This window comes from Rhizobium herbae (assembly GCF_019511375.1).
Lineage (GTDB): Bacteria > Pseudomonadota > Alphaproteobacteria > Rhizobiales > Rhizobiaceae > Pararhizobium > Pararhizobium herbae_A.
Map to the genome: position 1 here is coordinate 76,069 of NZ_JAEUAO010000002.1, position 14,534 is coordinate 90,602.

Consider the following 14,534-nt stretch of genomic DNA (forward strand, 5'->3'; position numbering starts at 1 on the left):
TTTAAAGATACAAACAGATTGTATGTGGATTTCAAAGGAGAAGAAAGCCATGAAGATCACCGGCTACTATCCCGTCATCATGACCGGCGACGTCAGGGCAACAGTCGAATTCTACAAGAGCCATCTTCGCTTCGAGGCGCAGTTTACCAGCGACTGGTACGTCCACCTGCAATCGACCCTTAACGATCACGTCACGCTGGCTGTCCTCGATGGAAACCACCACACTATTCCGGAGTGCGGCCGCGGCATCGTTTCCGGGCTGCTCCTGAATTTCGAGGTCGAAGACCCGGACGCACTCTATGCCGAATTCCAGGCAGCAGGCCTGCCGATCCTTCAAACCCTCCGCGACGAGGATTTCGGTCAGCGGCACTTCATCACGGCCGACCCGAACGGCGTGCTGATCGACGTGATCAAGCCGATCCCGCCGACCGAGGAATATGCGGCGCAGTTTGACGCCTCCGTCTTGCCCGTCTGACGAAACACGGTGGCGGCGCCACATGCCGCGCAGGTCAAAATATCCGGGCAAAATCCGGACTGTGGCGCTCTTGCGTTCTTTTCCCTTCCCAACCGCGGAAAATCCGCTATTACCGGTCACCGGCTGACACAAACACTTCAGGCGGTTCCGAATGACCAGATTCGACGTGCTCACGATCGGCAATGCCATCGTGGATATCATTGCGCGCTGCGACGATGCATTTCTTGTCCACAACGGCATCATCAAGAGCGCGATGAACCTGATCGATGCGGAGCGGGCAGAGCTGCTCTATTCGCGGATGGGACCGGCCCTGGAAGCCTCAGGCGGCAGTGCCGGCAACACGGCCGCGGGTGTCGCCAGCCTCGGCGGCCGGGCCGCCTATTTCGGCAAGGTGGCCAACGATCAGCTCGGCGAGATCTTCACCCACGATATACGCGCGCAGGGCGTTCATTTCGAAACGGCGCCGCTCGACACGCATCCGCCGACCGCCCGCTCGATGATCTTCGTGACTGAGGACGGCGAGCGCTCGATGAACACCTATCTCGGCGCATGCGTCGAGCTCGGACCAGGCGATGTCGAACCCGCCGTGGTTGCGGACGCAGCCGTCACCTATTTCGAAGGCTATCTCTGGGATCCGCCGCTTGCCAAGGACGCGATCCGCGACTGTGCCCGCATCGCCCATGAAAACGGCCGGGAAGTGGCAATGACCCTGTCCGACAGTTTCTGCGTCCATCGCTACCGGGCGGAATTCCTCGAGCTGATGCGCTCCGGCACCGTCGACATCGTCTTTGCCAACCGCGCCGAAGCCCTGGCACTCTACGAGACGGACGATTTCGAGCATGCGCTTTCGATGATCGCCAGGGATTGCAAGCTTGCCGTGGTGACGCTCAGCGAAGAAGGGTCGATCATCGCCAGGGGATCCGAACGCGTCAAGGTCGAGGCAACGACGATCACCAACGTCGTCGATACGACGGGCGCCGGCGATCTCTATGCGGCCGGTTTCCTGCACGGCTACACGACCGGCAGGACGCTTGCCGACTGCGGCAGGCTTGGAAGCCTGGCTGCCGGCATCGTCATCGAGCAGATCGGCCCGCGCCCGATGGTTTCGCTGGCGGCAGCGGCAAAGGAAGCCGGCCTTCTCTGAAGGCCGACAGCCGCTCGTTTACTTGAAAGCTTCACCCGGATAGGCGCCCCAGATCTCGCCCTGGGCGATCCAGCCCTCCACCCCTTGCGCCTCGGCGCGGCACCAGTCGCCGTTGCATTCGCCGACATGCACGACGACACCCGGCTCCATGCGCGCGACAATGGCGCTGTTGGACTGCGGATCGTGCCGCATGTTGACGAAAATGCCCTGGCCCTTGCCGCGCATCCACGGCGCCGTGATTGCGGTGCGGTCCCCCGAGAGCAGTGCCTGGTTGACCCAGCCCTCCGTGCCGTCCGCGTCGCGAATGCGCCGCCAGTTGTCATATTCCTGAATGATTTCCACCGGAACGCCGGCCTTCATGTAACGCCAGGCGACAGCGTAGTCGACGCTCGGTCCGACACGCAGGTTGACGCTCTTGGATTTCAGGCTGACGAAGCGCGGCAGCGGCAGGCCGCTTGCGCCTTTGGCGGCCTGGGCGAAAGCCGGCATTGCATCGTTTGCGACGACAGACAGGAGGGCTGCTGTGACGACAGCGAGCCTGGAAATGAACTGACGCATGACGAAATCCGTTTTCCGTAAAGATTCAGGGACTTGCAGCCAAATCTCTGACCGGTTCTGCCAAAGACGGGCAAATCGTCAGGGGCACCTAGAGTTTTGTTTGTCTTCCACACCGGGTCTGGTAGAAAATGAACTGCAGGGAGAATGATCACTCATCTTGGTTAAAAACCCGTCAACAAGGGCTCGGCAGCAGCGATGACAAACAAGAAAAAGCCCAAGGTCTATATCACCCGCAGATTGCCCGATGTGGTCGAAACGCGCATGCGGGAACTGTTTGACGCCGAGCTCAACATCGATGACACACCGCGCAGCCAGCCGGAGCTCGTCGCTGCGGTAAAGCGGGTCGACGTGCTGGTTCCGACCCTTACCGACCGGATCGATGCGGCACTGATCGAACAGGCCGGACCGCAGCTGAAGCTGATCGCCAGCTTTTCGAACGGCGTCGACCACATCGACATCGATGCCGCCGCACGCAACGGCATCACCGTCACCAACACGCCGAACGTTTTGACGGAAGACACGGCCGACATGACCATGGCGCTGATCCTTGCCGTTCCGCGCCGCCTGATCGAAGGCGCCAACATCCTGACCGACCCGCGCGGCGATTGGGCGGGCTGGTCGCCAACCTGGATGCTCGGACGACGCATATCCGGCAAGCGTATCGGCATTGTCGGCATGGGCCGCATCGGTACGGCCGTCGCCCGCCGCGCCAAGGCCTTCGGGCTTTCGATCCACTATCACAACCGCAAGCGCGTCAGCGCCGAGACCGAAGAGAAGTTGGAGGCGACCTATTGGGACAGCCTCGACCAGATGCTCGCCCGCGTCGATATCGTGTCGGTCAATTGTCCCTCGACGCCCGCCACCTTTCACCTCCTGTCGGCACGGCGGCTCGCGCTGATGCAACCGACCAGTTACATCGTCAACACCGCGCGCGGCAGCATCGTCGATGAAACGGCGCTGATCAAATGCCTGCGCGAGGGCAAGATCGCCGGCGCCGGTCTCGACGTGTTCGAAAACGAGCCTGCCGTGAACCCGAAGCTGCTGAAGCTGGCGACCGAAGGCAAGGTCGTGCTGTTGCCGCATATGAGCTCGGCGACGCTGGAGGGGCGCATCGACATGGGCGACAAGGTGGTGATCAACATCCGCACCTTCTTCGATGGACACCGACCGCCGGATCGCGTCCTGCCGGGCAGGGTCTGATTACAGCGCCTTGCGCATCTCGATGAAGGTGGGGCGCGTAAAGCCGGGATGCGACGCTTCTGCGGTCCTGACAAAGCCCCACCGCGCAAACAGGCGGTGATTTTCTTCAAGCTCGATTCGCGTCTCCAGGCGCAGGCATGACAAGCCGTATTCGACGGCACAACCCTCGGCGGCCTGCAACAGCATTCGCCCGACGCCTCTGCCCTGCGAATCCGGCGCGACTGCAAGTTTGCCGATATAGAGGCATGCCGGTGGTTCCGGCTTGCAGAAGATGCAGCCGACCACATGACCGTTTTCCACGGCTGCATAGGCCTTCTCGGTCTCGGCTTTCTGCTTCAGCGACTGCCGCGTCAGGCGAAGGGCCGATGAGGGCGGATCGATCCGGAGATGCATGTAGGCGAATGAGGCGAGGATCAGCGACAACAGCGCATCCCATTCCTCGAATCCCCGGTCGATCGGCACGAGCTTCATCTGACCTTCCGGCCATATCTGATCATATCGAATCGAGCCGAAAGCGCGTCATACATCAGCAGGCGGCCGACCAGCGGTTCGCCGGCGCCGGTAACGAGCTTGATGACCTCCATCGCCTGCAATGTGCCGATCACGCCGGTCAACGCGCCGACGATGCCGGCCTCCGCACAGCTGGGCACGACGCCGGGCGGCGGCGGCGCGGGGAAGAGGTCGCGATAGGACGGGTTCTGCCGCCCATCGCTCCCGCTTTTCCATGGCTGGAGGACGGTGAGCGAGCCGTCGAAGCGAGCGACGGCACCGGTCACCAGCGTGATCTGCAGATGCTCGGCCGTATCGGCTGCAAGGTAACGGGTCTCGAAATTGTCGGAGCCGTCGACAACGATATCGTAGCGGGAAAACAGCTCCTGCGCATTGGGGGCGTCAAGTCGTACGTTATGCCCGATCACCGCGACATGCGGGTTGATGCGGGCAATGAACTCGGCTGCGCTATCGGCCTTCAGCCTGCCGATATCGGGCGTGGCGTGGATTACCTGCCGCTGCAAGTTCGACAGCGAAACGGTATCGTCATCGACAATCCCGAGCGTGCCGATGCCGGCCGCGGCCAGATACTGAAGCACCGGCGCGCCAAGACCACCGGCACCGATGACGAGTACGCGCGCGGCCTTCAGCGCCTGCTGACCCGCGCCGCCGATCTCCGGCAGGATGATGTGGCGCGCATAGCGCTGGATTTCTTCGGAATTGAGAGGCTCTGTCGTCATGATGGCGGAATGTCACCCGGAAACGGTGCCATTGGCAACCGTAAGATAACGCGCCCGCTCGCCGAGCGCCGAAAACATCGACTGGTCGGTGCCGGTCATGAAGGCCTGGCCACCGAGATCGTCGACGAGATCGAACAGTGCCGCGCGCCGGCCTTCATCGAGATGCGCGACGATCTCGTCGAGCAGCAGCACGGGCGCATGACCGGTCATGTTGGCAACGAGGCGGGCGTGGGCAAGCACAAGGCCGACGAGGAGCGCCTTCTGCTCGCCGGTCGAACACCGCCCGGCTTCCATGTTCTTCGCCCGGTGGCGGATCAGAAGGTCGCTGCGATGCGGGCCATCGAGCGTGCGACCGGCGGCGGCGTCGCGATAACGGCCGTTTCTCATCATCTCCAGATACTGTTCCTCCAGATCGAACGCGGGACGATGCCATTCGCCGTCGAGAAAACCGGACAACGCAAGATCGGCAGCCGGGTAGATGCCGCCCGCGTCATTCTTGTCCACCAGGGCTGCCAGAAGACCCAGCATCTCCTGCCGCGCCAAGGCCATCGATATCCCGAGTTCGGCCATCTGGCGCTCCAGTCCCGTCAGCCAGGCGGGATCCGCCCGGCCCTCGGACAGGAGCTTGTTGCGGCTGCGCATGGCGCGCTCGTAGTCGCTGGCGCGACGACCATGTTCCGGATCGAGCGACAGAACCAATCGGTCAAGGAAGCGGCGGCGGTCGCTGGAGCCGCCGGTGAAAAGCCCGTCCATGGCGGGTGTAAGCCAGAGCACCCGCAGATGATCCAGAAGCTCATCGACGGTTTTTGCCGTTGTTCCGTTGATGCGCAGGCGCCGCGCCTGCCCCTCCTCGGCCCCGGCCGTACCGGTACCGATCTCGACCGGACCATCCATGCCGTCCAGCTCCGCAAAGATGGAAAACCCGGTTTCCGCGCCGACCCGGGCCACATCGGCATAGGCGGCTCGGCGTAGGCCTCGCCCGGGAGACAGGAGGGAAACGGCTTCCATCAGGTTGGTCTTGCCCGCGCCATTGTCGCCCGTCAGCACCACGTGGCGCGCATCAAGCTGCAGCGACAGGCCCGCATAATTGCGGAAATCGCTGAGCTTCAGGCGGCTGAGAAAGACCTTGTGCGGCATGGCTTATCCGGTTGCGTATCCGGCTGAGAGCTATGCCGAACAGCGGCGGATGGCAAGACGAAAGGGCGACGCGGCCAGGACCGGACGCCGCTGGCGCGTTGCGCGGACTATTGCCAGCGGCGCCTACATCCCCTCCAGGAACGTCCCGGAAGGCAATGACAAACGCCGATAGGCTTGCGCGGATCAGGCGTGAATATTTGCCGCGCCAGCCGCCGAAACGGTCAGAGCCAGCTCCGGCGTAACGAGGCCAGCAGCTTCGGCCACCGACAGCGTATCGACGAACTCGGTCAGTTCGGTGACGCGTCCGTCTCTGAACGTGAACTTGTCCACGAACTCGGTATCGAAACGCGTATCCGTCGGGATGAACCGAACCGTTCCGGCGCGATGGACAAATACCGTGTCGCCATCAATGCAAAGGCAGGTATTTCCGACAGCCGTAAGGTCCCAGGTCTGCATGAGCGCCGTCAAGGTTGCGCGTAGAGATACCGGATCAACCACCTTTTGGGTCATCGGTCCCAGGCGGCCAGACCCCACGATGCGGAAACTGCAGGCGGGATCGATCCAGTTCATCAAGGCGTCGATGTCATCGGCATCGCGCGCCCGATAGATTTCCCCAATTGCGAGTTCAAGTGTGCGTCGATCAGTCATCGACCAGCCTCCTCTTTTCCCTCCGGGATCTTGCGCCTGTTTGGCCTGCATCGCAACCGGCACGGGCGGCCAACACACACCGCAGCGGACATCCAATGCGGGGCACGTCAGCCAGAGGAAAGGTCGAGTTCCGGGTAGTGGCGGAAGATGCCTTCCTCGTTGAAGGCAAGCCGGCGCTTGGACGCCAGATAGGCCTTGATCCGGGGCAGTTCGCTGACCTGCGCGTTGAGCGCGACGAGAAGCGGATAGTTCGGTTCGGCCGCCTGCATCGCGTTCGGGAAGGCATAGCGCAGCCCCTCCAGAAGATGAAACAGAGACAGGTCGACATAGGTGAGCGCACCGCCGACGGCATGGACCTGCCCGTCGCCATTCTTGCCGAGCTGCTTTTCGAAGTAGCCGAGGAATTTCGGCAGGCGTTCGTCGCGGAAATTTTCGGCCCGCCGCAGCGCCTCGTCCCTTTGTTCATGATAATAGAGCGACACGCCGATCGGGTGATGGACGTCATGAATTTCGCCGACGAAGTCGGTGATGGTCAGTTGCAGCCCGTTTGCCTCGAGCCGCCCCGCTTCGTCCTTGGGCGCAAGCCCGAGCCTGCCGCCGAGATAGAGCAGGATATTGGCAACGTGGGAAACGACGACATTTCCATCCTTCAGGAAGGGCGGCGCAAAGGGCGTGAATGTTCCCGCTTTGCCTTTCATCATCGCCATCATGCGGCCCGTGCCGCCCTCCGTGCGGGCGACATCGATGTAGTCTGCACCCGCCTGTTCCAGTGCGAGACGGACGAACTCACCGCGGCCGGGTATGCCGTCCCAATAAAAGAGCTCATAGGTCATGGGAAAACCTTTCGCTTGCGAACGCCAGGCCGGCGGCACCGGCGAATGGACAAAAAAAGCCGGAGGCATTGCTGCCTCCGGCCGGGATATATTGCCGATTGTCGGCTTGGCCAGTCACTCGATGTCGAAGAAATCCTTCATGCGGGAAAAGAAGCCGGCGGATTCCGGATTGTTGTCCTTCGAAGACAGCTCTTCGAACTCCCGCAACAGCTCGCGCTGGCGCTTGGTGAGCTTCTGCGGCGTTTCGATCTGGATCTGGATGTAGAGATCGCCGACCTGGCTGGAACGCAGTACCGGCATGCCCTTGCCCTTCAGGCGAAACTGCTTGCCGGCCTGCGTGCCTTCCGGCACCGAGACGCGCGACTTGGTGCCGTCGAGCGTCGCCACATCGAACTTGCCGCCAAGTGCTGCCGTCGTCATCGAGATCGGCACGCTGCAATAGAGGTCCGCGCCATCGCGCTGGTAGAACTCATGCGGCTTGACCGACAGGAAGATATAGAGATCGCCGGCGGGACCGCCGCGCAGGCCTGCCTCGCCTTCGCCCGAAAGGCGAATCCGTGTTCCGTCCTCGATGCCGGCCGGAATGTTGACCGACAGCGAACGCTCCTCGGTCACGCGGCCCTGGCCGTGGCATTTGCCGCACGGATCGGTGATGGTCTGGCCGCGACCATGGCAGGTCGGACAAGTCCGCTCGATGGAAAAGAAACCCTGGGCAGCGCGTACGCGGCCCGAGCCCTGGCAGGTGCCGCAGGTCTGAGGTTTCGTACCCGGCTTGGCGCCCGACCCCGAGCAGACATCACACGTGATCGACGTGGGTACACGGATCTGTGCGGTCTTGCCGGAATAGGCCTCTTCCAGCGAGATTTCCATATTATAGCGCAGATCGGCGCCGCGTTCGCGTCCGCCCGACGACCGCCGCTGGCGGCCGCCCCCCATCATCTCGCCGAAAATGTCCTCGAATATATCGGAGAAGCCACCGGCGCCGGCGCCGCCGAAACCGCCGCCACCACCCATGCCGCCATTTTCGAAGGCAGCATGGCCATAGCGATCATAGGCAGCCCGCTTCTGCGGGTCCTTGAGGGTTTCATAGGCGTGGCTGATATCCTTAAAATTCTTTTCCGCTTCCGCGTCGCCGGGATTCTTGTCCGGGTGATACTTCATCGCCAGTTTGCGGAAAGCGCCCTTGAGCTCTTTCTCGTCCGCTGTTTTCCCAACGCCGAGCGTTTCGTAAAGATCACGTTTCATACTTGCAGGTTGTCCTGTTGAATAGGCAAGCCGAAAAAGGCCGCCCGTTGGTCGCCTGAATTCCTTGCAACACGATTTAGTGAACCTTCAAGCGCGATACCATAGGCAATACACTATCCGTGCAGGTTTTTGTCGAAAAAGCGCAGATTAAAGCCGTCGCATCTGCGCTCCGGCACCGGTCGGAGCACCTGTCGCCGCCAAACAGCGGCGGCAACATCCTCTGTCAAGGCACGCGGCGCATTTCAAGGCCACCGGTTTGAGCAAAGGAAAAGCCCGGAGCGGGTGGCTCCGGGCTCGATAATTTCCAGTCGAAGAAGGCTTATGCGGACTTCTTGCGATCGTCCTCGTCATTGACTTCTTCATAGTCGGCGTCAACGATATCGCCATCGCGGGCAGCGTCAGCGGCCGCATCGGCATTGGCCGCATCCGCCTGCTGGGCTTCATACATCGCCTGGCCGAGCTTCATCGACGCTTCGAGCAGCGTCTGGGTCTTGGCCTTGATGTCTTCAGCATCAGGCTCCGAGGCTTCGACGGCGGTCTTCAATGCGGCGATCGCATCGGAGATCGCGGTGCGCTCAGCTTCCGTGACCTTGTCGCCATATTCCTTCAGCGACTTTTCCGAGGAATGAATCAGGCTTTCAGCCTGGTTCTTGGCTTCGACGGCTTCGCGGCGCTTCTTGTCGGTTTCGGCATTGGCCTCGGCATCCTTGATCATCTTCTCGATGTCCGCGTCGGACAGACCGCCCGATGCCTGGATCCGGATCTGATGTTCCTTGCCGGTGCCCTTGTCCTTGGCCGAAACCTGCACGATGCCGTTGGCGTCGATATCGAAGGTGACTTCGATCTGCGGAACGCCGCGCGGTGCCGGCGGGATGCCGACGAGGTCGAACTGGCCCAGCAGCTTGTTGTCGGCCGCCATTTCGCGCTCGCCCTGGCTGACGCGGATGGTCACGGCGGACTGGCTGTCCTCGGCCGTCGAGAACGTCTGGCTCTTCTTCGTCGGGATCGTCGTGTTGCGTTCGATCAGGCGGGTGAAGACGCCACCCAGCGTCTCGATGCCCAGCGACAGCGGGGTGACATCGAGGAGCAGAACATCCTTGACGTCGCCTTGCAGAACGCCGGCCTGGATGGCGGCGCCGAGGGCAACCACTTCATCCGGGTTGACGCCCTTGTGCGGTTCCTTGCCGAACAGCTGCTTGACGGTTTCCTGTACCTTCGGCATGCGGCTCATGCCGCCGACCAGAACCACTTCATCAATCTCGGCCGCCGTGACGCCGGCGTCCTTGAGAGCTGCCCTGCAGGGAGCAACGGTGCGCTGGATGAGGTCGTCGACCAGGCTTTCGAACTTGGCGCGCGACAGTTTCATCGTCAGGTGCTTCGGACCGGAAGCATCTGCCGTGATGAACGGCAGGTTGATTTCGGTCTGCTGCGAGGACGACAGCTCGATCTTTGCCTTTTCGGCAGCTTCCTTGAGGCGCTGCAGGGCCAGCTTGTCATTCTTCAGGTCGATGCCCTGATCCTTCTTGAACTCGGATGCGAGGTATTCGACCAGACGCATGTCGAAGTCTTCACCGCCGAGGAAGGTGTCGCCGTTGGTCGACTTCACTTCGAAGACGCCGTCGCCGATTTCAAGAACCGAGATATCGAACGTGCCACCACCCAGGTCGTAGACGGCGATGGTCTTGCCATCCTTCTTGTCTAGGCCATAGGCGAGCGCCGCTGCCGTCGGCTCGTTGATGATGCGCAGGACTTCCAGACCGGCAATCTTGCCGGCATCCTTGGTCGCCTGGCGCTGGGCGTCATTGAAGTAAGCGGGGACCGTGATGACGGCCTGCGTCACCTTTTCACCGAGATAGGATTCGGCGGTTTCCTTCATCTTCTGCAGGATCATGGCAGAGATCTGCGACGGGGAATACTTCTCGCCGTGCGCTTCGACCCAGGCGTCGCCATTGTCTGCCTTGATGATCTTGTAGGGGACCATGCCCTTGTCTTTTTGCGTGGTCGGATCAGCGAACGTGCGGCCGATCAGGCGCTTGATTGCAAAAAGCGTGTTTTCCGGGTTGGTGACGGCCTGACGCTTGGCCGGCTGGCCGATCAGGCGCTCGCCATCATCGTTGAATGCAACGATCGATGGGGTCGTGCGCGCACCTTCCGCATTTTCAATGACCTTCGCGTCCTTGCCGTCCATGACGGCAACGCAGGAGTTGGTCGTTCCCAAGTCAATACCGATTACTTTAGCCATGTCGTTCTCTCCTTGCAGCGGACTGTCGGAACCCGGTCAGGCATTCGTTTGACAGCCCCTAACGGGATGGTCTGTGGAATATTGCGCAGCGGAAGCCGCGGTGATGGGGCGTATATAAGGAGCAGCGTTTCGGACTGCAAGGCATTACGGAACGGCAAAGCGTGCGAAATCAGCGTGTTTTGTGAAGGAAATTCGCATACCGCAGCCGTCATCTTCAATCAAACGGCCGCACCTTATCCGATTCGACCGAATGTCTTTGTGCGTCCCCCTTTTATCCCGCCTCTGCCAGCCCACGCATAATTGCCCCGCTGAGATGAAAGCGGGCAGCGGCCACAATGAATTCGACAGACCGAACTGAAGCAAGCATCTTACAATCCAGCTATAGGTTTGCAGCAATCGCCCTTGAGCTTCGCGCTCTGACTCTATGCCTTCATTTGAAGGCAGGCTTCCGCCCTGAGCAACCACGGGTGCCGGCAGGCAATCCTTACGGTGGCCAATGAGTCGGAGACGGTTCCGAAACCCGCCCGACGACTCGTCAGTCGCCGTGGACCTCGAGGCGGGGGACAAGTCCGTATCCTTGGACGATGGCAGGCCGTCACGCCCGCGCAGGAGGCGCGGCTGGCGGTGAGTATCGGCCGGATGCAGGAGGCGATGCGGGCCGTCCACAGACGTGAGCCGAACTGGCGGCCGACGCCGCAAGCCTACGAGACGGTCGAGGGGTTGATACGAGCGAATGAATTTGTGGCGCAGGAGGCGATGCTTCGCGCGCTGCAGTTGAGGTTGCCGCGGACTGGGATAGGGCCACACGGAAAGGAGTGGATTGTCGCACCAAGAACCAACAGGCGGCTGACCAGGGCCGAACAGGCGGAAATCGATCGCATCGGCCGTACTTACGGATGCCATCGGTGTGGTACAAGGACTCAGGCTCCAAGAAAGGTCATTTTATCGGCGACCATCAGGTGCCGAAATCGATGGGCAAACCAAGCAGGATTTATCCACACTGCGTATGGTGCAGCAACTCACAAGGTGGGCTTCTATCAAAAGGGAGGTTTTGACGCTGTGACCGTGCAATATCTGTCGATAGCCCCTGAGTATCTCAGCTTTTACGTCGCAGGCCGCAGGAATGTCGATATTCCCCTGCATATGGATCGAAAAGGCGTTCTTTCTTCCGACGACTGCATCAATATCCCAGCCCTTTATTGGAACGACGGGGATACGAACGTAACTCTTGGCCCCGCATCTGAAGTTACAGGCACAAGGGCACCTGATTTCGACGGCATCCTGAACACGCCCAACAACGAACCTATTTTGTTTGATGCTATCGAGCCTGAATTTGCGATTGCGCAAGTGCCATCCGCGAAAACACGCATCAGAATCTGGATCGATCACCCGACAGAGCCAGAAAACGTCGTTATCGCCTGGGGGTAGACAATCGCATGGCGGTAGCTCAACCGCCGGTCAGGATTTCGAACAGGGTCGTCCGCCGGGTGGCGCCGGTGGTTTCGCCGACATCGGCCGGCGGCAGGAGGCCGGAATTGGCGCTATCCGCCGGTTGCTGCATGCCCTGACCAGTGGCGATCTGGCCATCGGAGACCGGCGCCTGCGGGAACTCGTCCACCGAGCCTCCCGAAATGACATTTTCGATACTCTCGGGGGATGCCTCACCACCATCGAAGGTCGGCTGGATGCCGCCCATACCGAAAATCGGCGCAGGCGAAAGGCCCTCATGCGCAGCCGTCATGTAGTGATGCCAGGCCTTGGCCGGAAGGCCCCCGCCAGTCACCTTCTTCATCGACTTGCCGTCGTCATTGCCGAACCAGACGCCGGTCGTCAGATTGCTGGTGAAGCCGACGAACAGCGCATCGCGGAAGGACTGCGTCGTGCCCGACTTGCCTGCCGCCTGCCAGCCCTTGAGCTTGGCGCTCTTGCCGGTCCCATGCTCGATCACGCCCACCATCATCTGGTTCATCTCACTGACGACGGCGGGATCAAGCACGCGCGGCGGATTGTCATAGGTGTTCTCGTAGAGAACCGTGCCATCGGCCGTCGAGATCCGCTTGATGACGTGCGGCGTCGCCTTGAAGCCGCCATTCATGAAGGGCGCATAGGCGGCTGTGAGTTCGACCAAGCTGACCTCCGAGGTGCCGAGGGCAATCGAGGCATTGGCCTGCATTTCCGATTCGATGCCGAGCCTGTGGGCGAGCTTGATGACGTTCTGCGGTCCGACCTCCATGACGAGCTGGGCGGCGATCGTGTTCAGCGAATTGGCAAGTGCCGTCGCAAGCGAGACCTCGCCGCGATATTTCTCGTCATAGTTCTCCGGCGTCCAGTTGCCGATCCTGACCGGCGCGTCGTTGCGGATCGACATGGGCGTACGGCCGATTTCCATGGCGGCGGCATAGACAAAGGGCTTGAAGGCGGAGCCTGGCTGGCGCTTGGCCTTGACGGCGCGGTCGAACTGACTGTCGGCATAATCACGGCCGCCGACCAACGCGCGAATGGCGCCGGTGCCGTCGATCGATACCAGGGCGGCTTGGCTGACGTTGAGCTTCTCGCCCGATTCCTCGAGGCTCGCGGCAAGCGTCTCTTCCGCCTTCTTCTCGAGGTCGAGATCAAGCGTGGTATCGACGACGAGGTCCTGGCTGATTTCGCCGACCATGCCCGGCAACTGGTCCATGACCATATCGGCCACATAGTATTGCGCACCGGACCAGAAGCTCTTTGCCTTGGTCGGCGGCTGCGACATGGCCGTCTTGATCTCGGCGTCGGTGATGAAGCCTTCCTCCCGCATGGCGCCAAGCACCACCTGCGCGCGCTCTTCGGCAGCCTTCGGATCGCGCGCCGGCGACAGGCGAGAAGGCGCCTTGAGCAGGCCCGCAAGAAGCGCCGCCTCGCCGAGGTTCACGTCCCGCGCCGACTTGTTGAAATAGCGCCGCGATGCCGCCTCGACGCCATAGGCATTCGACCCGAAAAACACCCGGTTCAGATACATCGCCAGAATCTGGTCCTTGGTGTATTTCTGCTCCAGCCAGATGGCGAGCAGCACTTCCTGCACCTTGCGCTCGAGCGTGCGCTCCGGCGAGAGGAAAAGGTTCTTGGCAAGCTGCTGCGTGAGGGTCGAGCCGCCCTGCACCATGCGCCCGGTGGTGATGTTGGTCAGCATCGCGCGCGCCAGGCCAAGCGGGTCGACGCCGAAGTGCGAATAGAACCGCCGGTCCTCGATGGCGATGACCGCCTGCGGGATATATGGCGACATGTTTTCGAGCGACAGCGCCTCGCCGCCGGTGGCACCACGATTGGCGATGATATCGCCGCTGACGGCAAGGATCTTGACGTTTGGCGGACGGTCGGGAATTGCCCAGCTCGTGGCGCTGGGCATGCGCGAGCCGTAATAGAGCACCAGCCCGCCGACGCCGATGGCACCCCAGATGCCGAGAACGACACACCAATAGATCATCGAGCGGATCAGGCCGGTCACTCCGCCGCCGCCGCGCGAGCCGCCGCGGCCGGAGCCTCTCTTCGATCTGTTCGTTTTCGCCGCCGATTTGGAGTGTCCAGACTTGCGGCCTCCACCACCGACGCGATCCGCGGCATCGACCCGCAGTTCACCATCGTCACGGCCCCGCCCGCCCTCGAAAGAAGGTTCTATTCTCTGCGGTGATTTGCGATTTCCTGCCATGCCGGGGTAGGGTTGCTCCAGATGAGCGTTTCGGGAAGCCAGGCCGGCCATTCCGCCGCCACGCCGATTTCAAACAGTGCGATGAAGTGTAATTGCGGCGATTTAAGGGGGAGTTAAATTTCCGCTCGAATAAAATCGTGCTCT

Annotated in this window: 13 protein-coding genes; 4 read left to right on the forward strand and 9 right to left on the reverse strand. The window is 61.4% G+C overall.

What is annotated here, in order from left to right; translation table 11 throughout:
• Positions 1-49: 49 nt before the first annotated feature.
• Together JNB71_RS07570 and JNB71_RS07575 are read left to right on the forward strand one after the other, a co-directional pair.
• The gene (locus tag JNB71_RS07570; protein ID WP_220371244.1) at positions 50-475 is read left to right on the forward strand and encodes a VOC family protein; all 426 of its coding nucleotides are present in this window, start codon (positions 50-52) and stop codon (positions 473-475) included.
• 151 nt (positions 476-626) lie between these two features.
• Positions 627-1,619 carry an adenosine kinase gene (locus JNB71_RS07575; protein WP_220371245.1) on the forward strand — a complete coding sequence of 331 codons (993 nt, stop codon included), beginning with the start codon at positions 627-629 and terminating at the stop codon, positions 1,617-1,619.
• Positions 1,620-1,637: 18 nt separating this feature from the next.
• On the opposite strand, the gene JNB71_RS07580 is transcribed toward JNB71_RS07575, so the two are convergent.
• Positions 1,638-2,177, reverse strand: a complete 540-nt coding sequence (locus JNB71_RS07580) for an SH3 domain-containing protein (protein WP_220371246.1) — start codon at positions 2,175-2,177, stop codon at positions 1,638-1,640.
• Between the two features lie 195 nt (positions 2,178-2,372).
• On the opposite strand from JNB71_RS07580, the gene JNB71_RS07585 reads away from it, so the two are divergent.
• Complete coding sequence (locus tag JNB71_RS07585; protein ID WP_220371247.1) at positions 2,373-3,377, forward strand: 2-hydroxyacid dehydrogenase; 1,005 nt, start codon at positions 2,373-2,375, stop codon at positions 3,375-3,377.
• Here JNB71_RS07585 and JNB71_RS07590 read toward each other — a convergent pair whose 3' ends face one another.
• From JNB71_RS07590 to dnaK, 7 genes are all read right to left on the reverse strand, one after another.
• Positions 3,378-3,848, reverse strand: coding sequence for a GNAT family N-acetyltransferase (locus JNB71_RS07590; RefSeq protein ID WP_220371248.1), 471 nt, complete (start codon positions 3,846-3,848; stop codon positions 3,378-3,380).
• Positions 3,845-4,606, reverse strand: a complete 762-nt coding sequence (locus JNB71_RS07595; protein WP_220371249.1) for a molybdopterin-synthase adenylyltransferase MoeB — start codon at positions 4,604-4,606, stop codon at positions 3,845-3,847. Before JNB71_RS07595 ends, JNB71_RS07590 begins: the two co-directional genes overlap by 4 nt.
• 12 nt (positions 4,607-4,618) lie before the next feature.
• Complete coding sequence (gene recF, locus JNB71_RS07600) at positions 4,619-5,743, reverse strand: DNA replication/repair protein RecF (RefSeq protein WP_220371250.1); 1,125 nt, start codon at positions 5,741-5,743, stop codon at positions 4,619-4,621.
• Positions 5,744-5,926: 183 nt separating this feature from the next.
• Positions 5,927-6,391: a nuclear transport factor 2 family protein gene (locus JNB71_RS07605; RefSeq protein ID WP_220371251.1), complete on the reverse strand. Its 465-nt coding sequence runs from the start codon at positions 6,389-6,391 to the stop codon at positions 5,927-5,929.
• Between the two features lie 107 nt (positions 6,392-6,498).
• The gene (locus JNB71_RS07610; protein WP_220371252.1) at positions 6,499-7,224 is read right to left on the reverse strand and encodes a glutathione S-transferase; all 726 of its coding nucleotides are present in this window, start codon (positions 7,222-7,224) and stop codon (positions 6,499-6,501) included.
• A gap of 114 nt (positions 7,225-7,338) precedes the next feature.
• Complete coding sequence (gene dnaJ / locus JNB71_RS07615; protein ID WP_220371253.1) at positions 7,339-8,469, reverse strand: molecular chaperone DnaJ; 1,131 nt, start codon at positions 8,467-8,469, stop codon at positions 7,339-7,341.
• A 319-nt stretch (positions 8,470-8,788) separates the two neighbouring features.
• Complete coding sequence (gene dnaK, locus JNB71_RS07620) at positions 8,789-10,711, reverse strand: molecular chaperone DnaK (RefSeq protein ID WP_220371254.1); 1,923 nt, start codon at positions 10,709-10,711, stop codon at positions 8,789-8,791.
• A 624-nt stretch (positions 10,712-11,335) separates the two neighbouring features.
• Here dnaK and JNB71_RS07625 point away from each other — a divergent pair.
• Positions 11,336-12,139, forward strand: coding sequence for a hypothetical protein (locus tag JNB71_RS07625; RefSeq protein ID WP_220371255.1), 804 nt, complete (start codon positions 11,336-11,338; stop codon positions 12,137-12,139).
• A 19-nt stretch (positions 12,140-12,158) separates the two neighbouring features.
• On the opposite strand, the gene JNB71_RS07630 is transcribed toward JNB71_RS07625, so the two are convergent.
• Positions 12,159-14,390 carry a transglycosylase domain-containing protein gene (locus JNB71_RS07630; protein WP_220371256.1) on the reverse strand — a complete coding sequence of 744 codons (2,232 nt, stop codon included), beginning with the start codon at positions 14,388-14,390 and terminating at the stop codon, positions 12,159-12,161.
• Between the last annotated feature and the right edge of the window lie 144 nt (positions 14,391-14,534).